The following is a 25,838-nucleotide window of genomic DNA, read 5'->3' as shown; positions in this document are numbered from 1 at the left end:
TTAATGAGGACAGCCTTTCTGGTTATTATCTGTATCGGCCTCCTTTCCATTACTGGAAGCGGAGAAATGGTCACAGTAGTCGATTTTACCGGACACTCTGTGAGCGTGGATGCGCCGATAAAAAGCATCGTCTCTCTCGCAGGAGGAGCTTCAGAGATCATTTGTGCTCTGGACGAGGGAGCAAGCCTGGTGGGACGTTCGACCAACTCCGACTTTCCTCCCTATCTGGCCAAGGTTGAAGGGGTGGGGAAGAGTTCCCATTCGCCCGATATTGAGCTGATATTGGAGCTGGACCCTGATCTGGTAGTTGCCGACACAATGATCTCCGACGGGGATAAGAAGATCCTGGAGGATGCGGGAATACCGGTAATGGAGGAGAAATTCATAGATCCCTCCAGGACGATCCTGATTATGGAGAACCTGGGCCAGGTTTTAGGAAAAGAAAAGCGAGCTCAAGAGCTTGTAGAATTTATCAAGAATTACCAGGATAAAATCCAGGACCAAGTTGCTGCTCTGCCGGAAAAGGACGTCCCAAGAGTCTTCTTCGAGTGGTATGGAACGCCCTATCATACCGTTTCATCCAGCGGTTCTTATCATAATTTCATAACATTTGCCGGAGGATTGAATGTTGCCGCTGACCTGGGAAATGAATCGAATTCGTATCCTGACGTGAGCCCCGAGTGGGTAGTACAGATCGACCCAGATATAATCCTTCAGTCGGAGCCCGGCACCAAAAACTACACTGAGGATGAGCTGGCCCAGTTGAGGGATGAGATAATGAGCCGGCCGGAGCTGCAGAGCGTAAAGGCGGTAGAAGACGGAAGGGTCTTTGTGATGAGCGGCAAGATCACATCGGGAATACGGGCGATAGTTGGTGAGCTTTATCTAGCTAAATGGCTTCATCCCCAACAGTTCGAAGATGTGGACCCTGATTCTGTGCACCGGGAGCTCATAGATAAGTTCTATGGCCTTGATCTAGAGGGGGCTTATGCCTTTCCCTCATCTTCCTTATTAGATATGGAGATCAAATAAGAACAACCACACTGTTGATCGTCCTTGCTCTTCTTCTAGCCCCTGCCTTAGCAGAGGAAGAAGAGATGGTCACGATTACGGACGAAGACGGCCGGAATGTGGCCGTGCCCCTGGACCCCAATAGCATTATATGCCTCTCCCCAGGAGCATCTGAGGTGATCTATGCTCTGGGAGAATCGGATCGAATGATTGCCGTCACAGAGGACTGCGACATGCCTCCCACTCTGCTGGAAAAAGAGCATATAGGAAAGTCCGGTGGCGATGCGGATATCGAAAAAATAATCGAGCTGAACCCCGATCTGGTGATTGGCAAAACTGGGGCTCTGTTCCCTGAGGATATGAAGCAGAAGCTGACAGACTATGGGATTCCAGTGCTGCGGTATCGGCTACTGCATATCGATGCTTTGATCCCCATGATCAGGGATCTGGGACGAGTTCTGGAAAAGAAGGATGAAGCCCTGGAAATGGCCGACAGGATTTCCGGATACTATGATACCGTTTTTTGACCGAACTGAGACGATTCCCGATGAGGACAGGCCTGAGGTATATTTCATGTCAATGGGCCACTTCGATTGGACGGCTAATAGGGATTCAACGGGGAATATCAGAGTTGTCGAGGCCGGGGGCAGGAATATCGCTGCAGATCTGCCGACCAAGGTGCCTCATGTGGACATGGAATGGGTGATCGAGCAAAATCCAGAGATAATAGTCTACTCCATGTCACAGGAGCAGTACAATGCGACTACGCCTACAATTGAGGAGATGGAGGCCAAAAGAGATGAAATTATGTCTCTGCCCGGATTTGAAGACATCGATGCCGTCAAGACAGGAAGGGTCTATATAACAGATATAAAGATGGCAAGCGGTCTCAAAGGAACTGTGTATGGACCAAACCAGCCGGGCGCCAAACCATCCACAATACCTTACGAAGATGCAGAGGTTAAGCTGACTGAGTATTCAACGATATAAGATTCCGAGATTAATTAAGTTTTTTTTATTTTTATGTATCATCTTCAATTTCCCCTTCTATCTTCAGATATGCAACTCTGAGCTTCTCTTTCTCCTCATCGGTCGCCTTCCAGTATCCCCTGTTCTCGGCCTCGATGAGTCGTTCCACCAGATGTGCGGCCGCGAATCTGTTGTTCTCCGTAATCCTCTCCCGAGTCATATCGTCAAAAATATAACGCTCAGCAACTGATGCCCAGATCCAGTTGTCCACGATGTGAGTAGTTGCAGCTAAACCCAGGGCATTTTCTACCCGTTTGGCGATCTGCTGCGCTCCGTGATGATCATGCTCCAGCATGCCGTTTATCCATTTGGGATTGAGAAGCCTGGTCCTTATGCCCCTGTTAACAGAGCTTTTTAGATCTTCAGTGCGGATGGCCTCGCCGGTGGTGTCGGAGATGAGCATCTGGGGTCTCACTCCGCACGTCCTCCTCACGGCATTGGACAGCCCGCCGAAGTACTCGAAATAGTGGTCCAGATCGATTATCTCTCGATCATGAGAGTCCCTCACCTGAGAGACGAGCTTGACCCTGGCTAGATTGTCGCGGTATAGAGAATCGACCTTGCATGCATGCAGATCCCTGGCATAGAGGTGATTTACAGACTGGATGAAGACCTCTGCCAGTTCGTCTTCTGTTCTCCATACCGAATCCTCGATCAGCGGTAGGATGCGCGTGCCGTATTCCCCTGCCTGCGGACCGAATATTCGACCGTTGGCCATCTTCCTTTTCGTTTTTGGATCAAGTCCACTCTCCTTCAGGTGCTCAAGGTTTTCCATTGAGTGCTTTCTGATGTAGTTGAACTCCAGCGGCTCATCAAGACCAGCAACAAGGTCGAAAGCCTGATCCAAGAGCTCTATGAGATTGGGGAACATATCCCTAAAAAATCCACATATGTTCACCAGACAGTCGATTCTCGGCCTGCCCAAAGCTTCCAGCGGAACCACATATAACTTTGGCGACCAGGTCCCTCTGCTTCTCTCGATCCTCACGCCCAGATAGCTGAGTATCTGTCCAACCGTCTCCCCACCGGTTTTGGTCGTCTCAAATCCCCAGAGCACTGTTCCAATGCTCTCTGGATAGCAGCCGTTCCTCTCCAGGTGCTCGGACAAGGTATTCCTGGCAATCTCTTCACCTCGCTTAAATGCATTCTCTGTGGGAATTCTTGTGGGGTCAAACTGCGTGAGGTTTCTTCCGGTTGGTAGGATCTCTGGAGAGCGGATAATGTCTCCGCCATCTCCCTGCTCTATAAACTCACCCCGAAGGCCGCAAATGAAGTTGTCGATCTCAACCTCGTTATCAGAGTAGCTTTCCAAAAGCATTATGCCGTATCTCAGGGCTTCTCTCAGCTCAGACCTTCTTTCAGATGAAAGAGCGCTTTCCTCGACCGCCTCATCCAGCGATCTTTCCAGACAGCATTCCACTATACTCGTGCATCTTCTGTCCATCTCTGCAAGCTGAGAGGCATGAGAGGGCCTATCCATTAAGGCAGAGTCGTAATCCAGACCATTCTCCTCTGCCAAAATACGATTTATCGACTTGATGTCTCCTCGATCGTATCTAAGAACAAATTCCAAGAAACGCTTCAGATCTTCCTTTTCATATCCCTCCCCCAAAACATGCAGGCCTTTCGGAATTATCCTTCTTTTCATCTCATAAAGCTCGTCATGGATGCGATCTATATCGGTCTCCTCGAGGTGAAGCTCCTGTGCAACTGCCATTATCCGTTCCTTGATTCGAGAGCATGATTCTGGGTTCTGAACTTCTGCCTCTCCATGCTCGTCTATTAGGTTTTGTAGCAGAACATAATCCTCATACAGGTCAGAAGATGTGAAGGGAGGATTGTTGTGGCTGATAATAGTGGCGTAGAGCCTTCTTTTGGCCACAACTGCTTCTGAAGTATTTGTCACATGGTAGAAGTAAAAGTGAGGCATGTCTCCCATCAGAAGGTCCGGGAAGCATGAGGCACTCATTCCCACCTCCTTTCCTTTTGTGAATTCGGCCAGGCCGTGAGTCCCAACGTGCACGATTGCATCTGCCCTCCAGACAGTCTCCAACCAGCGGTAAAAGGCGATATACTGATGATGAGGCGGCTTTGTCTTATCATGAGACGCTCCAGATAGATCCTGCCCCTTCAAGGGCGGCCTCGCGGGCTGAATCCCCAGGAATACATTTCCCAGCTCGATGCCGGGAATGAGGATCTTCTCTCCCGAGGTCATCACAGTGCCAGGAACATCACCCCATGCCGTGGTAACCTCGTCCTGCATTTTCTCTGGCAAAGAATAGAAGTAGTTTCTATATGCCTCCGCACTAAGATAAAAGCTATTCTTGATGATTTTTTCAGCGCAAAACCACTGGCCTGTGTTTGCAATCGCCAGGTCTTCAAAGAGATCGTGTAGCTTTCCTTCCGGCACATAGACAGAGAATCCTTCATCTTTCATCCTCTTCAAGAGGCTCTTTATGCTCTTGAACACGTCCAGATAAGATGCCCCGCCCAGGTTGCCTTCCCCCGGTGGATAGCTGTAGATGATCAGAGCCACACGCTTTTCTTCATTGGGTTTAGTCTTGAGCTCAATTCTCTTCTGAATTCGGGAGCGTATGCGAATTAATCTGTCAGGTATCGTGACCACCTCCTGAACAGGAGGGCTGCTACCCTGTATCACACCTACCCCGCAGCAAGGGATTGGCTCGATGCTTCCATCCAGTTCCGGCCAGATGACCGATATTATAGCCTCCATGGGATTCAGGCCAGTTGGAGATCTCATCCAATCCACTACCTCTCTCCTGTGCATAGATGCTGGGGTGTAGAGGGGGGCATTAATCTCCTTCAGCAGATCTCTGGTCAGCTGGTGGTTTCCGCCCAGCGGGCCACCGTTCAGGCGGAACATGGTTAGATTTACAATAGCATCAGTTATCGGCTGGCCATCTCTAAAAAAGTATCTCCTCATTGCCTTTAAATTGTTGATGCCGTCGGAATAAACGGGTATGATGTTCATGTCCTCAAAGGATGAGGCGAGTACCTCTATTGCTGATCTGCACTGGTCAAAATATCTCCCGCCGTAAAAGAGGAAACCGATCGTGGGGAGCCGATGGTTAAACCCGAATGCTTCCAGGTACTCTTCAAGGTCTTCGAAGTAGCCGTGCCGGGGATGATATATGCCGAAGTCTGGCCTCTCCGCCGGGTCACCTGCAGGAGGAAGTGATACGCCCAGGTAATCTCTCAGAAGAAGGATCAGAAGATTTTTGTAGTTTTCCCGGCCACCGAATTTCCAGTATTTTGTAAATTTTATGTAGTTTGCTGCATCCTTTATCGGCCCCACAGGCATGACCCTCCCTCCAGCCTGCACCATTTTTAAGGCCATCTCCATCATCCTCCGGCCTTTATCTATCTTCTTCCGAAGGGCGTCGGGGTCCTCATCAACAGGCTGCCCCTTCATCTCCATGCCGGCCATCCTCTCGGCCAGCCATGCTCCATGAAAAGACCCAAGCCTGGTGATCTGCATCATCTCCTGAAAGGCCCGGCCCATGGGGACAACCAGGCTGACGGCAGTATTTCTCTCGCCTTTGAGACTGCTGGATATGATTTCAATCGACCGGCCTCCTGCGCCCATGAGGTCCACTAAAACAGCATCAGCAGACTTGAGCTCTTCTGCGATCTCATCCGATGAAATCTCTTCATTGTCTATTTGGTTTGGATAATAGATCCTGAGATCAAGCTCCAGCTCAAACTCCTCATTCAGTTCTTGAGATGCTTTGATGAGGCTTGTGATGAGAATAGGTGAAATAATGACAATCTTCATGTGAAATCCTCAAAAGTCTGCTTTCAAACGTAATAAACATATCCGTAGAAGTCTTTCCTGTCTGGGAAAGAGATCGCGTCGTGCGGGCACTTTATCTCGCAGCCGCTGCATAGCATCACGCATTCATACGGGCTTGAAACGGTTATCTTGTTCTTGTCATCCTCTGAAAAGACGCCTTTAGGACAGAACTCCAGACAAATTTTGCAGTTCTTGCATTTATGGTGATCGATGGTTGGATACCACTCGATTCGTTCTCTTGGAACAGTGAAGCGGCGCCTCTGTTTTGCCTCTTCCATTATCTTTCTGCGTTTATCATCATCGTCTCCTGCCAGCAGCATCTTGAACATAACCTGGACCTTTAGCTGCAGCGGCATTGTGGCCATCATTGCCTGGCCCATCCTCCTCATGGCTTTTTTGTTCTCTGTTTCATACATGCCAGATACCCATTATATTTTAAAAGTTCTATCTATGTGGGGGTTGTCAGTCCTTCTGCTCAAGCTGATTGACTCATGGGGTAGGCCCAGGGCTCATGCCAGTTCAGATGGTAGAAATCCCGCAGCATTTCCTCATGTACGGCCGCTGGATCAACGTCTGTGAAACGATCCGGATAAAACCAGCTGGCCAAATATAGGAGGCCCACAATTCCTCGTGGTCCACTGAGTGTACCGATATCTATCACGTGGACCCGTCCGCTTTTCACAGCGTCAATTCTGTCAAAACCAGGAAGAGCAGCGATCTCATCCCTCTTGGCTGCCATCTCTTCGATTCTGGGGAACGTAGCCCGGTATTGATCCGGGCGTATGGAGTAGACGATCACCTCAGGATTCTTATCGATTATCCACTCAGCATCGACTGCAGGGACGATGCCTGTAAGATTTCTCCCGATGTTATATCCACCTGCCATCTCGATTCGCTTGTTTCCCGTGCTATCTGAGCCGGCAGTCTGGTAGAAGTCTCCCATTGACATGAAATAGACCTTCGGCCTGTCCTCTGAGGAAATGTCTGCAATTCGTTCGTTAATCAGATTTTGATATCGTTTTATAAAATCCTTAAGCTCATCTGCTTCCCTCTCTCGGTTCAGGATCAGGCTCAAATCCTCGATCATGGGCAGGATGGTGTCCACATAGAGAGCGTTGTAGTGCAAGACCGGGATGCCAGCGCTTTTCAGACTTCTTTCGGTTTCGGCTGAAATGGGAGGCACACCAGAGATCACCAGACCTGCTCCTGTGGCCAGGATGGATTCTGCATCCACCTCTCCGGCTATGCTTCCAAGGCTGGGTATTTTTTCCAGTTCAGGGGGTATTGTACAGGTTTCAGTTCTTCCAACAATCAGATGGGATGCGTTCAGGGTGTAAACAGTTTCAGCGGATGCAGTCGAAAGGCAACGACCCGGGGATTCAAAGGAACGCTTACTGTTATGCCAGCTTCGTCTGTGATGTCAATGCCCACCGGAACACCCCCAGCAGGCGCCAGAAATATAAACAAAAATATATATAATAATATCTTAAATCTGTTAGTATGTATATAAGGTTCATTAATAGCGATCTTTACCAAAATTCCTTCCTCCTTTTCATGAACAGATAGAGAAAGAATGGCACTCCCATGTAGGCGGTCATGATCCCCACCGGCAGTATGACTGGAGCCATGATCGTCCTGGCCATGGTGTCCGCACCCAACAGCAGTAAGGCACCGAAAAGACCCGATGCCGGAAGCAGGAATCTGTGGTCGCCCGACACGACCATCCTGGTGATATGAGGTGCAACCAGGCCGATGAAGCCGATGGTGCCGGTAAAGCAGATCACACTGGCGGTGATCAGAGCAGCCAGCATCATTCCCGAGACCCTGACCAGCTCTACATTGACCCCCAGGCTCTCAGCTGTCTCGTCTCCCGCTCCCAGAGCATTGATGTCCCAGGAGAGCCTCATCAAAATCAAAGAGCAGAGTACAGTCACCAGGGCGATTATACCAACCTTGTCCCAGGATGAGCGACCAAGGCTGCCCATCATCCAGAAGACCACTTCATGAACCTGCTCTGAATGGCCCACATACTGCAGAGACGAGGTCATGGCACTGAAGAGGTACATGATGGCGATGCCTGCCAGAACCATTGTCTCCGGGCTTACTCCTCGATATTTTGCCAGGCCGTAGACGCCCAGCGAAGCTATTATGGTGAAGACAAAAGCGTTGCCAACGATCAGATACTCGCCACCGATGAACCCTGCACCGAGAATTATGGCCAGTGATGCTCCAAAGGAGGCAGCTGAAGCGATTCCCAGAGTGAAGGGGCTGGCCAGAGGGTTCTTTAGAATGCCCTGCATGGCTGCTCCTGCAATGGCCAGCCCCATTCCGGCAAAAATGGCCAGGATCACCCGGTGTAGCCTCAGCTTCCAGACAATGGTATCCAAGAAGTCTGTGGTTACAAAGTGGTCAGGAAAGAACCTGGCCAGTATGCAGGAGTAAACCTGTGTCGGGGTGATATGAGCCGAGCCAAGGGTCACCGCCACTCCTGTCAGGAGGATTATTCCCAGCAGGGAGAGCAGCAAGGCCAGAACCTTGCGTTTCACGAATTGAGAGTACTCATCCTTTAGATTCAATTCCGGTGCTGCTATTCCAGTTTGCAGTCTCTCCACAGAAATTCACCACATTAAAAAGTGCAATGAGCTCACCCTGCCCCTCAAACAGCAGATTGCTGGTTTGGCTTGCCGGGTGTGGGTGCAGTGCTGTTGCTCCATTCTCCTCCATCCGGAATCCTGGCAAAGGAGACATCTTCTACCGTGGAATTGTATGCTTTCTCGTCCACCAAGTTCCCGAACGGATCATAAAGCCTTATGGTGTCCCCATCGTTTCCTTGAAACACGCCGCTCTTGGAGGCGAATATGACCAGGAAATCCCCGGCAGCGATCACAGTCCCATTGGGAAAGACATATTCTCCAGGATTTGATCTGAATACAGTATCCCGAAGGACATATCCGCTTATATCCAGGGATTCATTCCCAGAATTATAAAGCTCTATGAATTCATCATCCATACCGCTAACCACTCCATTGCCATTCCAATCCGAGGCTGGATTGGCCAGCATCTCGTTGATCAGCACATCGGCACCGGCCAGATTTACGGCCATGAGCACCGTTATCGACATCAGTATTCTTCTCAATTTCATCTCTCCTTAAAATAATAATATTACATCCCTTTATCGAATTTGCCGAAGGCTTCTCTTGTGTGTTGGATGAGTATCTGGACAATGCCGTCGTTCTCACCCATCCCCAATAGATTGGAGTCGATCGCGAATCCTTCCTCTTCCAGCATGCTCTTCCAGGATTCCGGCTCATCTCCTGCAAGGTCATTCAGGGCATGATCACCTGCCACGAGCATGAATGGGATCAGCCGGACCTTTCTGACCCCCGATCTCTTCAGGTTGGCGAGCACCTCATCGTAGCCCGGATACCCCTCAACAGTGCCCAGGAAGACATTCTCATGGTCCTCTGCCAGGATGGCTGCCATCTGATAGTAGGCGCTATTTGCCGGGTGCTCAGTCCCGTGTCCCATGAAGACCACTGCCATCTGGCCGGCATCTCTGGGGCTGGAATGGACAGTTCTCTCCACACCAGTGGTATTCTGATCGAACTGCCGGGCCAAGGCAGCAGATACAGCTCGATAATCATCGATCGCCCCGAGGAGAGGGGCGCCCAGCTCCAGATTTCTGAAAGAGAATTTTCCTTTTATTCCTTTAATCTCATTTACGATATTGGCCAGATCATGGAACTCATCTCCCGGTATCACATGCAACGACTGAACAACAACATCGACATGCCCCTTATCATGGAGATGAGAGAGGGCAGTGAGGGGATTGTCTATGGTGACATCATCCCTCTCCTGCAGCTTGCGCCGGATATGCTCAGAGGTGAAAGCCATTCTGATCTCTGCACCGGGAAACTGCTCCCGGTAGATCCTCTCTGCGTTCTCATATGCCGCCTGAGCCTCAGGATAGCTGGTGCCGAATGCCACCAGCAATATCGCCGGATCCTCCCTGGCCGGCCGGTCCATTGCACCCTGGGAGGGAGATAGGAATTCGATGGCGAGCAATGCTGCCAGCCCTGGCATTGATCTTCTCATTGAACCACCTAATCAAATTAATTTTACTTAAGGCAAAAGGGTTGGTTTATAGGATAAAAACATTGCGCTGAATCGATCAGACAGATCAACCTCTATGGGCACAATCAAAGGGATGCTGCCCATTCAAAGGGCATGCCCCTCCTTCGCTCTTCCATCAGATCGATCCATTCTCCTGCGGCAGGCCCAGAAGATGCTGGAACAGGAGATAGGGATCCGGCCGGTCCTGGCAGACGACCAAAAAATTATTAAAATCAAAAACTATTAAAATCAAAAATTATTAAAATCAAAAACTATTAAAATTAAAAACTGTTAAAATTAAAAACTATTAAAATTAAAAAATTGTTAGAAACACAAAAACCGGACTGCAATAAATGAGAGGGCGTTTGAGCCTGATCAGGCTCAGGGCTGCAGATTCTCGATCTGAGCGCGCACTGCTTTCAGCTCTTCCTCCAGATTCCTGGCTACTGCCTCCAGATAATCTCTCTTTTCCTCTGGAGTAGGCTGGCGGAAGGGCTCATCTGGAATATACCCAAATCCTCTGCCATAGCCCCTGCCATAGCCCATGCCGAAACCTGCTGCCCGGCGGCACCAGGGATTATAATATCCTGCTGCTCTATTCCCGCGAGGGCCCGTCCACCAGGGCCCCGTACAATCTCCCCATGGCATACCTATTACACCTCATTTTTTCATTTTACTTTTTACATATTTATATGGACTTACACCGGAAGGCATACCGGCCTTGCAATGCCAGCAGAGCCTTCTGTCCGGTTAATAGTAGCTTATGAGAAAAAGTATTTAAACCTTTCTGTGGTACGAGGTTGAGACATACCCCCTTGCATAACAAAAAAGCATGTCTCCCTGTAGAGGAAGAAGGAGAGGAAGGCGCTGGATATCAAAGGTCCCCTCTGTGCGAAGCCTCTTGCCCGAGGACTGCCCCAGAGTGGAGGGCGTCTCCATCATCTGGAGGAGGCATCTGCCCGCCCGGTCATGATCTCCCCTGCGGTCTGGCCGGTGACCGCCCAGTGAAGCTTGCTCTGGACGATCTTGGAGAGCTCCGTGGTGCTCTCCTCTTGGGAGTCGCAGTCGATGGAGAGGCGCGGATCTCATGGATGCTCTCCAGCTCCAATGAGCCGGCATTGTTGAACCTTTTGTCCATTTGGAGGGGCTCGCGCCACCAGCCTCTTTTATGTCCAGAAGCAATAGTCTCCTCTTGAGGGGAAAGAATGTCATCGATGAGAATTCTATCCTGGAATGTGAATGGCCTGAGAGCCATCTATAAGAAGGGCTTTGTGGACTGGCTTATCAAAGACCGTCCCGATGTGCTCTGCCTGCAGGAGATCAAGGCGGCAGCAGATCAGATGCCTGCAGAGCTCAAAGAGCTTCCTGGCTACTTTGCTTATTTCAGCCCGGGCACAAGAAAAGGACGGGATGGTGTGGCACTGTTCACCAGGACTGAACCTTTGAGTCTGGAGTGCTCACTGGGCTTTGAGGGCCTCGATGATGAGCAAAGGGCTATCATCGCCGACTATGGGGATTTTCTCCTCTTCAATGTCTACTTCCCCAATGGCAAGGCCTCAAAGGAGAGGTTGAGCTATAAGATGAGGTTCTATGAGCTGTTTCTCGATCTCATGGAGAGGCTTTTGGCCGAGGGCAGGAATATTGTGATCTGTGGCGATGTCAACACAGCTCATAAGGAGATAGATCTCGCCCGGCCCAAAGCGAATGAGAAGGTCTCCGGATTTCTCCCTGAGGAGAGGGTCTGGATCGACCGGTTGCTGGAGCACGGCTTTCTGGACACCTTCAGAATCTTCCATTCAGAGGGAGGCAGATACTCCTTCTGGGATACTAAAACCAGGGCTCGCGAACGCAATGTAGGCTGGAGGATCGACTACTTCTTCGTCACTGAGGGCATGCGGGATCGGGTGAAATCGGCTTTCATCCTCGATGATGTCTACGGCTCTGACCACTGCCCGGTGGGAATAGAGATCGAGATTGAAGACGAGACCGAAGACGAGACCGGAATCGAAATCGCTGTCCAGAATTGAATTTCGAGGAAAAGGGTTTTATTGGTTGTTGCCGATAGACTTCTAGGCTATATTAAAGGAGGGATAATGATTTGAGGATCACCAGGCAGATTCCCTGGTTCCTGATTGCATCCATTCTGATCTCTTTGGCAGCTCTCGCTCTGGCTAATCTTCTTGCTCCACCCCTGAAGGAGGCGGGCTCATATCTGGCTTTGGCTCTGGTGGTGCTCATCCCGGGCTACCTTGCAGTCCTCTTCCTCTTCCCCTCTGGAGGCGACCTTGATTTGAGCAGACGCCTTCTTCTCTCCCTGGGGGCATCTGTGCTTTTCGCGGGGCTCATAAGCCTGATTCTCTATCTAACCCCGCGAGGGCTGCAGCCGGCATCATTATCCACCATTCTCTCCCTTCTTATCCTACCGCTTGCTGCAGTATCCTATCTCCGCTGGCGCGCACTGCCCCGCAGCAGAAGGTTCATCATCGGCGCCAGGAGGGGTTATCGCAGCCGCAGGCCAGCCGGCGGCATCCTCTCAGGTCTTATCCCCCGCCGGAGCCCCTTTCCTATCGCCCTGGCTGCAATCCTGATTTTGGCCGGCCTCTCCCTGGCCATCTATCATTATCATCCCGGGTTGAGCCTCGTCTCCTCTCAGGAGAGGTATACCCTATTGGAGGTCTCCTGGCCGGAGAGCGAGATTGCCGGTTCACTTCAAGGACAGGAGGAGCGGGACGGGCAGTACAGTACGATCACCGCCGGCAGGGAGCTGGAGGCCAGGGCGAGGATCGAGAACCATGAGGGCGCTCCAGCCAACTACTCCCTCCGGCTGCTCTTCGGCAACTCCACCATCTTCGTCAAAGGGCTGCATCTGGCGGATAATGAGAGCTGGGATAGCATGCTGGGCTTTGTTCTCGAGGGGGAGCCCGGACGGAAGGAGCTCGCTCTCCTCCTCTTCAAGGATACAGAGAGCACGAGCCCTTACAAGTCCGAGCACATCCTGATCGATCTGATCGATGATCAGCCCATAAATCAGGATTCAGTGGAGAGCAGCATCAATGAGTCAACAGAAGACTCTACAGGCTTGCCGGTCTCATTTGAGGAGAGGACAAAGGTCACCGTCCTCAGCGCAGGAGGCGGTGGCAGCTCTGCATCCCAGGTCAGCGAATCAGCACCCACCTCTTCCACCAAACCGCCGTCCAAATCCATAAAAAAGGTGAGGGGGAAGGAGGAGACAGAGAGGGAGGTGGCGAAGGAGGAGGTGACGGAGGAGGAGGTGACGGAGAAGGAGGTGACAGAGAGGGTGGAGACAGAAAAACAGCAGGTGAAAGAGACTGCAGAATTGCTGCCACCTGCGGATGATGCCCTTCAGGCGGCTGAACCTGAGATGACCGGGGCCCCCATAGCGAGCGGCAGCAGCGAGGCAAGGACCCGATCTGAGGCTGGACCGGACCCAGCTTCTGCAGCCGTCTCATCTGATAATCCGCCGTCATTGTCTGTTCCTGCACCAGCGACAGACGGGAAGGCCAGCCCCATGCTGGTGGCCTCTCCCGCAGCCGATCAGCCGGCACAGGACGATCTCATCTCAGCCCAGCCGGCACAGGACGATCTCATCTCAGTCCGGCAGGCAGAGGAGGATGCCATCTCCAACCGGCCGCCGATCTTATACAGCCTCCTGCCAGACAGGCCCAGCCCGCAGAGACAGGGCGCGTCGATCATCTGGAGGGCAGAGGCAGAAGATCCGGACGGCGACAGAATCCTCTATCGCTTCCTTTTAAATGGCACTGAGAAGAGAAAATGGTCCCGGTCCAGCAGCTGGAGCTGGCCCACTCGATATCTAGAGGCGGGCGAGTATACCATCACCGTACAGGTTATGGACGGTCTTCACTCGCCTTCTGACTCTTATGACAGCTCTCTGGATGCCACCATGACCATCCTGGAACAAAACCAGCCTCCCATTCTGAAGGACCTGGAGGCGGACCCGAAGAGCCCCCGCTCCCAGGGATCTCTGATCACCTGGACCGCCAGAGCAATAGATCCGGAGCAGGATGAGCTATCCTATCGCTTTCTCCTCGATGGGCGGGAGGTCTCAGGCTGGTCGCCCTCAGACTCCTGGATATGGAACAGCTCCGGGATAGCGGCGGGAGATCATGAGATCACAGTTCAGATAATAGACGGCTCTCATGCCAGCCAGGGCTCTTTTGACGGAGAATTGAGCCGCCCTTACACCCTGATGGAATCAAAGATGCTCTCGGGGACAGAATCAGCCGCAGAATCATCTGCTGCGCCTCCAGAAAGCTCAGTTGAGGAGGCCTCAAAGTCCGCGGGTGCTCTAGCAACTCAATCCTCTATTGCATCCCTCAATCAGATCCCGGTGCTCACGGGACTCGAGCCGGATGCAATCAGCCCGATGAAGATGGGCGCGATCGTAAACTGGACTGCCCATGCCACCGATCCCGGCGGAGACCAGCTATGCTATAAATTCCTCCTCGATGATCAGGATGTGACCGGCTGGTCCTCTTCCCCTCTCTGGAGCTGGAACACATCCGATGCCCATCCCGGCAGCCATAAGATCACCGTCCAGGTCAGAGATGGCAGTTGTACCCAGGAAGGCTCTTTCGATGCCTCAATGGATGCGGCATTCACCCTGGAGGAGATCAATCAGCCCCCCATCCTTCTGAGCCTTGAACCGGACCTTCCCAGCCCTCAGGTCCAAGGGGAGATCATCACCTGGAAGGCAGAGGCTACTGATCCGGATAATGATCCTGTCTTTTACAAGTTCCAGCTTGGAGGCAAGGATATGGTCCGGTGGTCGGAATCAAATAGCTGGAGCTGGTCCACCCGGGGCCTGGCCGCCGGTGATTACCTGATAACCGTCCTAGTGAGGGATGGCCATCATGAATCCGAGTATTCATTTGATAGCTCTTTAGAGAGAAGCTTCAGACTCAATACCGCCATTGATCAGCAGATAGAAGATCTGATGCTCCAGAGAAGCTCTAAAGCCACGGATAATGCTGATTTTCGTTCCTCTGATATCCGGGTGGTGGTGGCTGATCCAGAGGTATGATGAGTGTAAGACCCCTGAGGCTTGATGGTTACAGAGTCCCTGAGGCTAGGTGGGTGCAGAGTCCCTGAGGCTGGATGGCATTAGATTTAAGTCCATTATCCCTCCAATACCTTCTCCTATCCATGAGGATCCTTCAGGTATCTCCTTATTTTCCACCCCATCTGGGTGGGGTTGAGTATCATGTGAAAGAGCTGGCCGACGGCCTGAGCAGGAGAGGCCACCAGGTGACTGTGGCTTCATCATGCGGAAGCTGGAATAATGATTTTATCCTCATTCCCAGCATAGATCTCTTTTATGTTCCCGTTCCTGTAAAACGGCCCAGCATCGAGGCGGACATATATCACAGCCATGTGCCCAGCCCCCTCTTCGCCTTCATGCTCCGGGACTCATCTCCCCATGTTATCACCTATCATAACGATGTGGTGATCCCAGGGAACCTGAATGGATACAACCTCCCCCGCTCCATTGGAGCGGCGGTGGAGGGGATAAACCGGGGGATCATCCGGCCAATCCTTGATCGGGCGAAGATCATCATATCCACCACAAGAAGCTATGCTGAAACCTCTCCCGTTCTTAAAGACTACATTCATAAGACCAGGATCGTGCCCAATGCTGTTGATATCTCCCTCTATCCTCGCGTCCAGAAGAAGAGAGGATATGTCCTTTATGCCGGCAGGCTGCTGCACTATAAAGGAATTGAGAGCCTGATTCATGCTATGAAGGAGGTGCAGAAGAGGGCCGATCTCGAGCTGGTTCTGGTGGGCGATGGCTATGACCGTCACCGTCTGGAGAGACTGGCTACAAAACTCGCTGTCAGGGCCAGGTTCACCGGCCGGCTGGATCGGGCCAGCTTCATCGAAGCCCTCTCTCATGCTGAGCTCCTGGTCCTGCCCACCCAGAACCGCCTGGAGGCCTTTGGCATCGTCCTCATCGAGGCCATGGCCTGCGAGACTCCCGTCCTGGCCTTCAATACCCCGGGGGTGGCTGAGATAGCAGAGGAGGGAGGAATGGTCTATTCCAGTCCGGAAGAGCTGAGCGATATGATACTGGAGCTGCACAGAAGCCCTGATCTGAGGAGGAGTCTGGGCCGGAAGGGAAGGGTGGCTGTGGAGGAGAAGTACTCCTGGACGCAAGCCCTGGATCTGGTGGAGTCGGTCTACAGAGAGGTGGCCTATGAGAGCTCGGGTCAATAAGTATTTACAGAATAGATCTTTAGCAATCAATTGATGAATGAGAGACTGAAGGCCACATCATTTGCCATCCTGATGAGCCTCGTCTCCATCGTCCTCATCATCCATTATACTGGTGCCGATATAAGCTGGGAGGTGATCTCGAGGGTCAGTGGGGGGTTCATGATCCTGGCGGTCGCCCTTCATGTCCTCTCCTGGATGATCTACTCCCTCCGGCTCAAGCTGCTGGCATCAATGGCCGGCCACCCAATAGACTTCTCCCTCTCCTTTCGATGCACTCTGGCCTCGAGTTTCCTGGCCGCCATCACTCCATCTTCTGCCGGAGGAGAGCCCCTGCGCGTCAAGATCCTGGCAGATGACGGCATGAGCTACGGGGGTGCTACAGCGGTGGTGATAAGCGAGAGGCTGCTTGACAGCATATTCTTCCTGACCTCACTGGCGGTATTTCTCATGATCTCCGGCTTTTTCGCTGACTTCGGCCTGAAGGTGGGCGCTATCTTCCTTCTCTTTCTGCTGCTTTTCCTGGCATTTCTCAGGCAACTCATCATCCGACCGAGAAGGATTGCCCGTATGATGGAGTGGATTAAGAAGAAGACCGGGAACAGAGGGGTCGTCCTCTCCCTGGAGCGGGAGATCTGGCTGTTTCGGGATGCTGGAATTCAGCTTGTTAAAGAGACAATGCGCTGCTTGCCGGTCCTGGGGATGATGACGGCGATCATCTGGTTGAGCGATTTTCTGGTCCCCTCAGCTCTATTGGCGGGCATGGCCCATGACTCCAGCATCCTTCTCTCGGTGACAGCTCAGAACATCCTGGCGATAGTGGGCCTCCTTCCACTGACCCCCGGGGCCAGCGGAATAGCAGAGCTGGGAATGAGCTACCTTTATTCCGCCTTTGTCTCCCCTGCCCTGCTGCTGCCTTTGATCGTCCTGTGGCGTCTGATCACCTACTTCTTGAACATCGTGGTGGGCGCAGCCTTCGCCGGGGCCAGCATCAATGGAATAATAAAAAAATAAAAAAGCTGTGGCCTGCAGACCATCCTCTGGCCTGCAGTGGATAGATCTAGCTTCTGCTCAGGATATAACCTATGATCCTGCCATAGGCGGGCCTTGCCACCAGCGTTCCCAGGGCCACACCGATGATGATGATCAGGGCGAATCCAGTCAGGGCACCGAATCCCATGTAGAGCAACGGAAGCATGGCCACGACTGTGGTCGCTGCTGCGCCCAGGATGATGGCAAAGGCGCGGGAAAGGCGGCCCAGATAGACCTTGCTGGTGGTCACGGCCGTCGCTTTGCCAATGCCTGCCTTCTCTGCCGCCTCTGCCGCCCTCTCTTTAATGCTTCTCTCAGATGAGGCAGGTGCGGCCTCTCCACCCTTGATCACCTCATCGGTGATGATGACCAGTTGATCGACGCCCGTCCCTATCACCATGATGATGCCGGCCAGGCTGGCCAGATCAAGCTGCCATTTGGCCAGGGACCAGACGCCCAGCATGATCGCCACCTCGCTCAGCGAGGTGAAGAGCATGGGCAGCACTATCCTCCTCTCCCGGTAGCGGTAGTATATCATGGCAGCAACAGCAAGAAGGGCGATCAAGCCGGCTATCACCATCTGGATCTTGAACCGTTTGCCCAGAGCGGCTGATACCTGGCCCGATCCCACAATATCCACATTGACCGGCAGGGCGCCCTCCTGCAGGTGAATCTGGAGCTTCTTAGCCTCCTGGGAGCCTTGCTCCCCTGCGCCCACCCGTGCCTCCAGCCCTCGCGATGGTGCCTTCTGCAGGGTGCTTGCCAGCTCCGGGGAGAGGGGGGCGCTGAAGACAGGCTCCTTGTCCAGGTACATGGTTATGTGGTGTGCCTCCGGGTTCTTGACAGCGCCGGTGTCTATCGCTGCCTTCTGGAAGGCTGCTGCCCCTCCCTCGGAGAGGGTGAAGGGCACTCCCCACTGGCCGCTCCGATCGCCCCTTGGGATGTCCACGGACTCCACTGCATCTCCATAAAGGACATGCATGCTCTGGTTCTCCTCGGTCTGGATCCTGATCTCGAACTTGCCGGGCTTGCCCACTACATCCTGAGCCGAGGCCACATCCATTCCCGCCAGATCGATGAGGATGTACTTGTTGTCCATCATCCTCACTCTGATGTCCTGCAGCCCCAGACGGTTGAGCTTGGAGTCCAGGACCCTCTTCGTATCCTCCACAGTCTCAGGTGTGAGCCCTTCAGCGAAGGTATCCTCGCCTGTGGGCACCTTCCCGCCCACTGGGGCGAGGAGGGCATCAAGGGATTCCCTGGTGACATCGGTCCTGATCTCATAAATGACGGGGGCGAATTGCACAATCTTGACGTCAGCGTCAAGGCCCTTTTGCAGATAATTGATTATTATCGTCTCGGGAGAGGCAGGTATGGTGACCTTGGTGGCGTTGAGAAGCGGTGCCATCTCAGCGTTCATATACCCCAGGCTGCTCGGAAGGGCTGGATCGACGCTGCCCGGAACGGTCACAATATAGCTGTCACCGCGCCTCTCCACGGAGTTGGTGGCAAACTGATACTGGAGAATGCTCCCAGGATTGGCATCCACCTGGGCCATGGCCCCCTGCAGTTTGAGCTGAAGATAAGATCCGCCCTGCAGGTCCAGGCCATACTTGAGGCCAAAGGCCCCTATGCAGATCAAGGCCGCCGCCAGGAATAAAGCGAACAGCACAACTCTCTTGTCCCTGCTGAGGTCTTCTATCAGGCTCATCTCCTCTGCCCCCTTGCTGCCTTGCGAGGCCGGCCTAAATACCATCTCAGCCCCTGGGCATTAGTGATCCAGGTATTGAATACATCTGCCGCCAGGCCGAAGATGAGCACTGTCGACATATCTGCTATCACATCCATTCTGCTGAATGAGGGCAGTAGCAGATGGAGGAAATTGGAGACGATTATGAGAGCGATCACCGCCGAGATCGTGGTTGCGGCCATGGTCAGGCCGGTGCCCATTGCCCCCTTTATCTTCTCATCCACTGTCCCTTTGCGTTTCAAGACCCTCATGGTGAGCAGAATATCAGTATCAACCGAGTAGCCGATGAGCATTAGCAATGCCGCCACCGTCCCCAAGGAGAGCTGGACTCCTGTCAGGTTCATTGATGCCGCCGCTGTCAGGATATCAGCCAGAGCGCAGAGCACCACCAGCAATGAGACAACGACCTGCCTGAATAATATGAAGACCACTATCGCCATGAACAAAAATGAGAGGGGCAGATATTTCACCACCTGCGCCTGAAGGTTCTGGCTGTATATGGGTCCCATATGTCTGATCTCGGCATCGTCTCCGTATCTGTCCACGATCTGCTGGGCAAGCGCCGTGTATTCCTCGTCGCTCATGGGGCCGAACTGAATCATATATCGGCTGCCCACATCTCTCACACCGGCCAGCGGGTATTTATCATACTCTCCGGCTACGGCATCTTCTGAATCGGTAGCTGGCACTGTGACCAGTGTGCCTCCTGTGAACTCTATCCCCAGATTTACGGGCGATCCCGTATTGAGATAGGTTACCCCCAAGCTGATCAATGCTAATATAATGACTGCTATGGGAATCAGCATCATCTGCTTGGGCGGGTACTTGGAAATGATATCGTCCAGTTCCATATAATTCTCCTCGAAATCGATCTGATCAACCAACTGCTAGGCATCTTTGGCTCTGATTGCATCTGCAATCTTCATTGGGATATCCGATCCTTGTTGAGATATGCAATCGTTGTTGTGATATCCGATCGTTATTGGGATATGCAATCCCTATTGGCTGGCATCAACTGACCTATCGATTGACATCTTTCAGTCTTTTTTCAGAATATTTCCCTCTATTTACGGCTTGCTATCCGACCTTCTCCCATTTCTCCAGGTTTACCACCTGAGATAGCGTCTTTCCCCGGCGGATCTCCTCAAAGAGCCTGTCTTCAGTCTTCTCCACCTCTTTCGCCCTTCTCGCGATCTCATAGGCCCTCTCTTTGGGAATCACCACCACACCGCTATCATCGCCCACGATATAATCGCCGGGCCGGACAGTCTGGCCGCCACAGACTATCTCCGAGTTTATCTCCCCCATGCCTTTGGGGTCCCCGGCATTGGGAACCACATCAGAGGAGAAGAGTGGATAGTCCATTGGCCTTATCTCCTGCAGGTCCCGCACTGCGCCATCAACGACAACTCCCTCCACCCCCTTGATCTTGCAGCTCAGTGTGGCCAATCCACCCCAGGGAGCGATGTTATTGCTTCCATTATAGATCACCAGGACGTCGCCTGGGCCTGCCAGATCGATGGCTTCAACCGGTTTTGCCCAGTCTCCAGCAAATGTCTGCACTGTGATCGCCCGGCCCACGATCTTCTTTCCCGGGATCAGGGGGTGAATCCCCCGCATGGCTCCCTTGCGGTGCATGGCATCGGAGATATTGGATGAGGATACACTGCGCAGCAAAGAGACGATCTCCTCATCCAGGCTCATCTTAGGGGTGGTGCTTGCCTGGGCATTGTCGATGGATTCGCGAATCCTCCGCGCAGATTCAGTCACATTTGCGCTGCGCACGATGCTTCCTCCTACGATGACTATGTCCGCTCCGCTGGCCACGGCATCGGCAGCAGAGGCAGCATCCATACCCCCTGCAGCGGCAACAGGGGTCTTCACCTCTTCGACGATCTGCTTAAGAAAATCGATTGTGTCCTTGCCGGTCATCTGCTGGTCTATTCCCACATGAACGCAGATGTAGTCCACTCCCAGCGCTTCCAGCTCACGGGAGCGGCCAACTGGATCGGGTACAGTGAGAAGATCCATCATTATCTGCACCCCATACTTGCGCGCCGCCCGCAGGGCATCCTCGACGGTGGAGTTGTCGGATGCTGCCAGCAGTGCCACAATATCCGCCCCCGCCTTGGCTGCCATCTCCACCTCCATGGCGCCGGTGTCCACGGTCTTCATATCTGCTACGATCTTCGTCCCGGGAAGGGCTCTTTTCATCTCGCGCACAGAGTCCATGCCCTCGCTCTTGATGAGAGGGGTGCCGGCCTCGATCCAGTCTGCTCCACCCAGTACGGCCTCTTTGGCTATCTGAATCGATCTGTCCAACTCCAGAAGATCCATTGCCACCTGTAGAATGGGTTTAATACCAAATCACCACCACAACATAACAAGCTTTAGCAAAAGGATGCATGGTATATAAAATGAAGCTGGCAGAGATTTCTGAGATAGAGCTCGAAGACGGTCCCTTTCCGCCCCACAGCCTTGGCTTTGTCAAGCTGCATGGAAATGGCAATGATTTCATCCTCATAGATGAGATCTCAAGGGAGCTTGTGGCTGAGAGCGCCAAGAGGAGAATTGCTATCGCATGCTGCCGTCGCAGCTTTGGCATAGGAGCAGATGGAGTTCTGTTTCTGACAGGCAGCCAGCGAGCAGACCTGGGCATGAGGCTGTTTCAGCCGGACGGTTCAGAGGCGGAGATGTGCGGCAATGGCATACGCTGTCTTGCCAAGTATGCCTGGGAGACGGGCTATGTGGGCCAATCCTTCGATGTAGAGACACTGGCGGGCATAATCCCAGTCCAGGTTCGGGAGAGGGATGGGGGCTTTTGGGCCAGGGTGGATATGGGAGTGCCCCGGTTCGATAGACCCTCCATTCCTGCCTGCGGCAGCGGCGATCTGATAAATGAGACGATAGGAGATTATGCCATCTCGGCGGTCAATACCGGCGTTCCCCATGCCGTTATCTTTGTGGAAGACCTGGATATTGATATCGATGATGCTGCTCCGCCAATCAGACACTGCACTCTCTTTCCTGAGGGGGCGAATGTCAACTTCGTCCGGGCAGGGTCATCATTGCAGGTCAGGACCTTCGAGCGGGGGGTGGAGGGGGAGACCTTCTCCTGTGGAACGGGAGCTGTGGCCTCAGCCAGTATTGCCCGCAGGCTGGGGCTGCTCGGGGATGAGATTCTGGTGGAGACTAAGGGAGGGCCGCTGATCATAACATTTGCCGGGGATAAGGCATTTATGGAAGGGCCAGCGGTAACTGTATATTCCGCTGAGATGGACGAAGAGTACTGGTGGAGCCTGTTTGCGGAGATGTGATAAGATTATAGCGACGAGAGGCTGGATGGCGGCAGGGCTATCTTGGTTGATGGTACTGTTTATCCTCCTGGTACCAGTCAATGCAGAGCATTACACAATGCAGATCGGCAGCAAGAGCAATCCCAATGCCCATCTCTTCTCCTATGACCAGAAGTTCCGCCAGAACACCCTGGTCAATAACATTCCGCTGCTGACCCGGGCGAATGTGGAGTTCACCGATGCCACCCGCCTCTCGACAAAGATGGATCTGCGAACGGAGGCCAATCTCACTGAGATCACAATCGATGCTGATTTCATCGGCATAGGGCGTTTAGGTTATCTGGTCTTGGACCCTGAGAGCGGCGATGTCAGGCACGAGCAATCGCGGATCAACCACCTCTTTGCGGGCAACTTCAGCATCGAGGAGCAGATACTGGTAGCAAAGGATCATATGAGAGAGTGCGGATACGGCTCATTGCCCTGCACCTAGGATGCCTATTTTTATATCATTTTTGCCGGAGAGCTGCTCTGAGATGATGCTGTCCATCATCTGCAGGAATTCCTCTTTTGCCTTCTGAGGAATGGTCGCTCCGGCAGCGACATTATGGCCCCCTCCCATCCCACCCACAGCCCGGGCGGAGAGGGAGAGGGCAGAGGCCAGATCCAGGCCGGAGCGAACCAGATCCTGGGTTCCCCGGGCGGATACCTTGAGATCTCCCTCCTCGTTCTGGGCAAAGGCCAGGATGGGCCGGTTGCGGTCCGCCATCTGGAAGCTCATTCCGGCTACAATCCCGATGATCGTGTCCAGGATGGCATCTCCAGCATCGAAGTACTGGATGCTCTTCAATGGGGTGATCCCCCTCTCGGCGACCAGCTTCAGTCCGGCTACCAGGTTCTGGCGATGCTGTCCCAGGAGGGCGCGGGCCTGATCGAGGGCCTTCTCTCTATCCCCCATACTGACCTTCAGACCGACACTGGCATGGCCGTAACGGGCGGTGGCATTCAGGAGGGTCGAATACTCAGAGGCATCTTTGAGCTCAGTTCCCTCCCGCTCCTTCAGCAGGATGTAGACCTCGCCGATCAGCCGCTCCAGCCTGGTATTGGAGATGCCGCTGCGCATCCCTTTCTGAATGATGGCCGTGACCACTGCAGCCTTCTCCTCCTGGCTGAGATCTATCCAGCGCCGCCATCTCTCCCCGCCCAGACGGATTCCAATCTCTTTAAGGAAATCAATGCATGCGTCCTCTTTGCCTGAGAGTCCGGGCAGATAAGGGTCCTGGGAGTACTCTAGCATCTTATAGACCGGGCGGGTCTGCCTGCCGAAGAGCTTGATGTCTCTGCAGTAGTCTATCACCCCCGCTCTTGAGCCTATATCCAGGATGTGGCGGTTCAGGCCGATGAGCTGGCCGCTGGCCATATCCTGCAGATCGCCCACTGCTCCCACCACTGCCAGTGCCGCCAGATCGTCATTGGCCCCGGGGTCGGATGCCAGGGCCCTGGCCAGAAGAAATGAGCTGCCGCTGCCGCTGAGCTGGTTTGCTCCATCTGCTCCCACCAGATGGGGATTGATGTGGGCCAGGGGCTGTGATGAGCAGTCCTGTGGCTTATGATGGTCGGCCACAATTGCATCCAGCCTCCTATCTGAGATCTCCTGGATCATCCCGCTGCCAAGGTCTGTGAATATGACCAGGTCAGCTCCCTGGTCGGCGACCTCATCCAGTGCGACCTCATCCAGTTGCCGGAAGAAGAGGGGCTTGTACTCGATATTCCTTCTCTTCAGGGCAGTGCAGATGATGGCAGCAGCAGTCAGACCATCAGCATCCACATGGGAGACGACTGAGATCTCCTTATGCTTGCAGATCAGATCTCCGCAGCCTTTACAGAGCAGATTCAGCTCGTCGAACCTCCTCATGCTCCTGGCTTCTGCCCCTCCCGCCATATCTATTACAATTTTAAGGAATATTTATAAATCTTTGGCCTGGGGCGAAGATGATTCTATGGGCCAATTTTTGCATCGATGGAATCTATCTTTCCTGACCAGGGCATTCCCAGAAGCCTGAAGCTTCCCGGTCTTCTCTCCATCCTGGGGTATCTATTGATGAGGGTTTCATTGGATGGCTTGGCTTTGGTGAAGAGGAGCTGATTCAAAATGGTGACATTCTGGGAGTGGTTGGATTGAAAGAGATACCTGTTCACAACCTCTCCTGTGCCGTGAACCTCTCCTATGGCTTTTGTGCTCTCCGCCGAGCCTATATCGAAGTCGGTCATGACTGTGCCCGTTCCAGCAACGTTGTGGCTGTACTCTATAACATTCAAGGCCATAGCCTCCCCCAGTACCCAGATCATCATGGCCATGAGAATTAACCGGGGGACTTTTTCTGCTATCATGTCTCAAGCCTCTGTTTTTCCCTTTTCTTATTTAAGAGCAGCGAAGGGGGCTTGTCATCATGCCGGTCACGCTGCTGGATGTGTATGCTAAGATCTGTAAGCGAAGTTTACAAAGACGATACATGCAAAGATGATGTAAGCAAGGATGATACATGCAAGGATGATACATGCAAAGATGATACATGCAAGGATGATACATGCAAAGATGATGTATGCAAGGATGATATATGTAAAGATGTGAAGATGATGTATGCAAAGATGGTATATATGCGGAGAATATAGAGAAGATCATCTTATGTGGAGACAATGCACCGGATCGGATATTCATGACTTCGCCCTTCAGTCAGCTTGATATAGCACCTACAGCCGCCCGGCTGCTGGGGGTAGATCTGCCTGCCAGTGATGGTCAGCCAATCGACCTGGTGGAGGGGTGGGGCTGCAGGAATGCCGCCATCATAATAGTGGACAGCCTGGGGTACGATCTGATGCTCTATCTGCTGCCTCGGATGAAGAATACAGCCCGGCTTATCGATGATGGGCTTCTTCTCCAAGCCAGAGCAGTCTCCAATCACACCACCCCTGCTATAGCCAGCATTCTGAGCGGGCTGCTGCCTGAGCACCACCAGATCTTCGATAAGGAGGGGGCGAAGAGCTCAAGCATTCCCAGCCTGCCGGAGATAGCCAGCGCTGCCGGCCTGAAGTCAGCAGTGATAATGGAGAGCAATGGTGCAGAGGTCTATGAGGGCCTGATCGAGATCATCCATGGAATATCTGACCGCATCCCTCCGGAGGAGTTCGACCAGAAGGCCTGCCAGATGACCGTTCAATCCCTGCGAGAGAACCCCAGACTTCTAGTCTCCTATTTCATTGGGATCGATAAAAGCGTTCACCTGGGACGGGAGTGGGCTGGCATTCGCAATGCGGCATTGAATATCGATCGTTTCCTGGGAGAGATTGCAGAAGAGGCAGATGAGAAGACCCTTTTGATGATCTGCGGAGATCATCCCATTCATGCCGGGCCCTTGAAGAGGAGCTTTGAGCCACTCCGTGTTGCTCTCATCCTGGCCAGAGGAAGGAGAAAAAGAGGGCAGATTGATGAAAACGGGCCGTGATTCCATAATTCAACTCCGATATGCATAGCTCCGATATGTAC

The 25,838-nt window shown here is 52.9% G+C and carries 25 protein-coding genes and 1 pseudogene; 13 read left to right on the top strand and 13 right to left on the bottom strand.

Annotation, left to right across the window (positions count from 1 at the left end; genetic code table 11):
* The first annotated feature begins 3 nt into the window (after positions 1-3).
* The 3 genes from IPI63_RS00310 (at position 4) to IPI63_RS00300 (ending at position 2,001) form a co-directional block, all read left to right on the top strand.
* Entirely contained in the window at positions 4-1,032 is a 1,029-nt protein-coding gene (locus IPI63_RS00310) for an ABC transporter substrate-binding protein (RefSeq protein WP_214079884.1), read from the top strand.
* Positions 1,033-1,097: 65 nt separating this feature from the next.
* Complete coding sequence (locus IPI63_RS00305; protein ID WP_292475988.1) at positions 1,098-1,538, top strand: ABC transporter substrate-binding protein; 441 nt, start codon at positions 1,098-1,100, stop codon at positions 1,536-1,538.
* Positions 1,483-2,001 carry an ABC transporter substrate-binding protein gene (locus tag IPI63_RS00300; RefSeq protein WP_292475987.1) on the top strand — a complete coding sequence of 173 codons (519 nt, stop codon included), beginning with the start codon at positions 1,483-1,485 and terminating at the stop codon, positions 1,999-2,001. Before IPI63_RS00305 ends, IPI63_RS00300 begins: the two co-directional genes overlap by 56 nt.
* Positions 2,002-2,032: 31 nt before the next feature.
* Here IPI63_RS00300 and bchH read toward each other — a convergent pair whose 3' ends face one another.
* From bchH to IPI63_RS00270, 6 genes and pseudogenes are all read right to left on the bottom strand, one after another.
* Positions 2,033-5,836: a magnesium chelatase subunit H gene (gene bchH, locus IPI63_RS00295; protein ID WP_292475985.1), complete on the bottom strand. Its 3,804-nt coding sequence runs from the start codon at positions 5,834-5,836 to the stop codon at positions 2,033-2,035.
* 23 nt (positions 5,837-5,859) lie between these two features.
* Positions 5,860-6,270, bottom strand: coding sequence for a ferredoxin family protein (locus tag IPI63_RS00290; protein WP_292475983.1), 411 nt, complete (start codon positions 6,268-6,270; stop codon positions 5,860-5,862).
* Between the two features lie 59 nt (positions 6,271-6,329).
* A pseudogene (locus IPI63_RS00285) lies at positions 6,330-7,208 on the bottom strand (ABC transporter substrate-binding protein); the annotation flags it as partial.
* Positions 7,209-7,383: 175 nt separating this feature from the next.
* On the bottom strand, positions 7,384-8,466 hold the full coding sequence (locus IPI63_RS00280; RefSeq protein WP_292475982.1) for an iron ABC transporter permease: 1,083 nt from the start codon (positions 8,464-8,466) through the stop codon (positions 7,384-7,386).
* 44 nt (positions 8,467-8,510) lie between these two features.
* Positions 8,511-8,990: a lamin tail domain-containing protein gene (locus IPI63_RS00275; protein ID WP_214064851.1), complete on the bottom strand. Its 480-nt coding sequence runs from the start codon at positions 8,988-8,990 to the stop codon at positions 8,511-8,513.
* Between the two features lie 26 nt (positions 8,991-9,016).
* A complete protein-coding gene (locus IPI63_RS00270; protein ID WP_292475981.1) occupies positions 9,017-9,949 on the bottom strand; it encodes a sirohydrochlorin cobaltochelatase in 933 nt (310 codons plus the stop codon).
* A gap of 94 nt (positions 9,950-10,043) precedes the next feature.
* Here IPI63_RS00270 and IPI63_RS00265 point away from each other — a divergent pair, with 94 nt between their 5' ends.
* Complete coding sequence (locus IPI63_RS00265; protein WP_292475980.1) at positions 10,044-10,214, top strand: hypothetical protein; 171 nt, start codon at positions 10,044-10,046, stop codon at positions 10,212-10,214.
* Between the two features lie 134 nt (positions 10,215-10,348).
* Here the strand turns inward: IPI63_RS00265 and IPI63_RS00260 are convergent, their stop codons facing one another.
* Complete coding sequence (locus IPI63_RS00260) at positions 10,349-10,615, bottom strand: DUF5320 domain-containing protein (RefSeq protein WP_214064853.1); 267 nt, start codon at positions 10,613-10,615, stop codon at positions 10,349-10,351.
* A gap of 184 nt (positions 10,616-10,799) precedes the next feature.
* Between IPI63_RS00260 and IPI63_RS00255 the strand changes: the two genes are divergently transcribed.
* Complete coding sequence (locus IPI63_RS00255) at positions 10,800-10,940, top strand: hypothetical protein (RefSeq protein WP_214064854.1); 141 nt, start codon at positions 10,800-10,802, stop codon at positions 10,938-10,940.
* On the opposite strand, the gene IPI63_RS00250 is transcribed toward IPI63_RS00255, so the two are convergent.
* Positions 10,906-10,992, bottom strand: coding sequence for a hypothetical protein (locus IPI63_RS00250; RefSeq protein WP_292478161.1), 87 nt, complete (start codon positions 10,990-10,992; stop codon positions 10,906-10,908). The genes IPI63_RS00255 and IPI63_RS00250 overlap by 35 nt on opposite strands.
* Here IPI63_RS00250 and IPI63_RS00245 point away from each other — a divergent pair.
* The 5 genes from IPI63_RS00245 (at position 10,972) to IPI63_RS00225 (ending at position 17,233) form a co-directional block, all read left to right on the top strand.
* Complete coding sequence (locus IPI63_RS00245) at positions 10,972-11,163, top strand: hypothetical protein (protein ID WP_214064855.1); 192 nt, start codon at positions 10,972-10,974, stop codon at positions 11,161-11,163. The two genes, IPI63_RS00250 and IPI63_RS00245, sit on opposite strands and share 21 nt — an antisense overlap.
* Positions 11,164-11,172: 9 nt before the next feature.
* A complete protein-coding gene (gene xth / locus IPI63_RS00240; protein WP_214064856.1) occupies positions 11,173-11,994 on the top strand; it encodes an exodeoxyribonuclease III in 822 nt (273 codons plus the stop codon).
* A 71-nt stretch (positions 11,995-12,065) separates the two neighbouring features.
* On the top strand, positions 12,066-15,029 hold the full coding sequence (locus IPI63_RS00235; protein WP_292475977.1) for a DUF1616 domain-containing protein: 2,964 nt from the start codon (positions 12,066-12,068) through the stop codon (positions 15,027-15,029).
* Between the two features lie 122 nt (positions 15,030-15,151).
* Entirely contained in the window at positions 15,152-16,222 is a 1,071-nt protein-coding gene (locus tag IPI63_RS00230) for a glycosyltransferase family 4 protein (RefSeq protein WP_214079882.1), read from the top strand.
* A 33-nt stretch (positions 16,223-16,255) separates the two neighbouring features.
* Entirely contained in the window at positions 16,256-17,233 is a 978-nt protein-coding gene (locus tag IPI63_RS00225; protein WP_292475975.1) for a flippase-like domain-containing protein, read from the top strand.
* 46 nt (positions 17,234-17,279) lie between these two features.
* Here the strand turns inward: IPI63_RS00225 and IPI63_RS00220 are convergent, their stop codons facing one another.
* The 3 genes from IPI63_RS00220 to hxlA all read right to left on the bottom strand — a co-directional run bounded on the left by IPI63_RS00220 (position 17,280) and on the right by hxlA (position 21,362).
* On the bottom strand, positions 17,280-18,962 hold the full coding sequence (locus IPI63_RS00220) for a preprotein translocase subunit SecD (protein WP_292475973.1): 1,683 nt from the start codon (positions 18,960-18,962) through the stop codon (positions 17,280-17,282).
* On the bottom strand, positions 18,959-19,885 hold the full coding sequence (locus IPI63_RS00215) for a protein translocase subunit SecF (protein WP_292475972.1): 927 nt from the start codon (positions 19,883-19,885) through the stop codon (positions 18,959-18,961). Before IPI63_RS00215 ends, IPI63_RS00220 begins: the two co-directional genes overlap by 4 nt.
* A 193-nt stretch (positions 19,886-20,078) precedes the next feature.
* Positions 20,079-21,362, bottom strand: a complete 1,284-nt coding sequence (gene hxlA / locus IPI63_RS00210; RefSeq protein ID WP_324532261.1) for a 3-hexulose-6-phosphate synthase — start codon at positions 21,360-21,362, stop codon at positions 20,079-20,081.
* 56 nt (positions 21,363-21,418) lie between these two features.
* Here hxlA and dapF point away from each other — a divergent pair, with 56 nt between their 5' ends.
* A complete protein-coding gene (gene dapF / locus IPI63_RS00205) occupies positions 21,419-22,318 on the top strand; it encodes a diaminopimelate epimerase (RefSeq protein WP_292475970.1) in 900 nt (299 codons plus the stop codon).
* A 49-nt stretch (positions 22,319-22,367) separates the two neighbouring features.
* Positions 22,368-22,787: a hypothetical protein gene (locus tag IPI63_RS00200; protein ID WP_292478157.1), complete on the top strand. Its 420-nt coding sequence runs from the start codon at positions 22,368-22,370 to the stop codon at positions 22,785-22,787.
* Here the strand turns inward: IPI63_RS00200 and IPI63_RS00195 are convergent.
* Both IPI63_RS00195 and IPI63_RS00190 read right to left on the bottom strand, forming a co-directional pair.
* Positions 22,770-24,236 carry a DHHA1 domain-containing protein gene (locus tag IPI63_RS00195; RefSeq protein WP_214064865.1) on the bottom strand — a complete coding sequence of 489 codons (1,467 nt, stop codon included), beginning with the start codon at positions 24,234-24,236 and terminating at the stop codon, positions 22,770-22,772. The genes IPI63_RS00200 and IPI63_RS00195 overlap by 18 nt on opposite strands.
* A gap of 56 nt (positions 24,237-24,292) precedes the next feature.
* Positions 24,293-24,685: a hypothetical protein gene (locus IPI63_RS00190; protein WP_292475969.1), complete on the bottom strand. Its 393-nt coding sequence runs from the start codon at positions 24,683-24,685 to the stop codon at positions 24,293-24,295.
* A 326-nt stretch (positions 24,686-25,011) separates the two neighbouring features.
* On the opposite strand from IPI63_RS00190, the gene IPI63_RS00185 reads away from it, so the two are divergent.
* Positions 25,012-25,797: an alkaline phosphatase family protein gene (locus IPI63_RS00185; protein ID WP_292475967.1), complete on the top strand. Its 786-nt coding sequence runs from the start codon at positions 25,012-25,014 to the stop codon at positions 25,795-25,797.
* The last annotated feature ends 41 nt before the right edge of the window (positions 25,798-25,838 follow it).

Origin of the sequence: Methanothrix sp., assembly GCF_016706325.1 — an archaeon.
In the GTDB taxonomy this organism is placed as follows: domain Archaea; phylum Halobacteriota; class Methanosarcinia; order Methanotrichales; family Methanotrichaceae; genus Methanothrix.
The sequence above is the reverse complement of the archived record's forward strand: the minus strand, read 5'-3'. Positions and strand labels throughout refer to the sequence as shown.

Coding starts and splice junctions, on each gene's coding strand:
- IPI63_RS00310 (WP_214079884.1), top strand. CDS start 4: ATGAGGACAGCCTTTCTGGTTATTATCTGTATCGGCCTCCTTTCCATT.
- IPI63_RS00305 (WP_292475988.1), top strand. CDS start 1,098: ATGGTCACGATTACGGACGAAGACGGCCGGAATGTGGCCGTGCCCCTG.
- IPI63_RS00300 (WP_292475987.1), top strand. CDS start 1,483: ATGAAGCCCTGGAAATGGCCGACAGGATTTCCGGATACTATGATACCG.
- bchH (WP_292475985.1), bottom strand. CDS start 5,836: ATGAAGATTGTCATTATTTCACCTATTCTCATCACAAGCCTCATCAAA.
- IPI63_RS00290 (WP_292475983.1), bottom strand. CDS start 6,270: ATGTATGAAACAGAGAACAAAAAAGCCATGAGGAGGATGGGCCAGGCA.
- IPI63_RS00270 (WP_292475981.1), bottom strand. CDS start 9,949: ATGAGAAGATCAATGCCAGGGCTGGCAGCATTGCTCGCCATCGAATTC.
- IPI63_RS00265 (WP_292475980.1), top strand. CDS start 10,044: ATGGGCACAATCAAAGGGATGCTGCCCATTCAAAGGGCATGCCCCTCC.
- IPI63_RS00260 (WP_214064853.1), bottom strand. CDS start 10,615: ATGCCATGGGGAGATTGTACGGGGCCCTGGTGGACGGGCCCTCGCGGG.
- IPI63_RS00255 (WP_214064854.1), top strand. CDS start 10,800: ATGTCTCCCTGTAGAGGAAGAAGGAGAGGAAGGCGCTGGATATCAAAG.
- xth (WP_214064856.1), top strand. CDS start 11,173: ATGTCATCGATGAGAATTCTATCCTGGAATGTGAATGGCCTGAGAGCC.
- IPI63_RS00230 (WP_214079882.1), top strand. CDS start 15,152: ATGAGGATCCTTCAGGTATCTCCTTATTTTCCACCCCATCTGGGTGGG.
- IPI63_RS00225 (WP_292475975.1), top strand. CDS start 16,256: ATGAATGAGAGACTGAAGGCCACATCATTTGCCATCCTGATGAGCCTC.
- IPI63_RS00220 (WP_292475973.1), bottom strand. CDS start 18,962: ATGAGCCTGATAGAAGACCTCAGCAGGGACAAGAGAGTTGTGCTGTTC.
- dapF (WP_292475970.1), top strand. CDS start 21,419: ATGAAGCTGGCAGAGATTTCTGAGATAGAGCTCGAAGACGGTCCCTTT.
- IPI63_RS00200 (WP_292478157.1), top strand. CDS start 22,368: ATGGTACTGTTTATCCTCCTGGTACCAGTCAATGCAGAGCATTACACA.
- IPI63_RS00195 (WP_214064865.1), bottom strand. CDS start 24,236: ATGGCGGGAGGGGCAGAAGCCAGGAGCATGAGGAGGTTCGACGAGCTG.
- IPI63_RS00190 (WP_292475969.1), bottom strand. CDS start 24,685: ATGATAGCAGAAAAAGTCCCCCGGTTAATTCTCATGGCCATGATGATC.
- IPI63_RS00185 (WP_292475967.1), top strand. CDS start 25,012: ATGACTTCGCCCTTCAGTCAGCTTGATATAGCACCTACAGCCGCCCGG.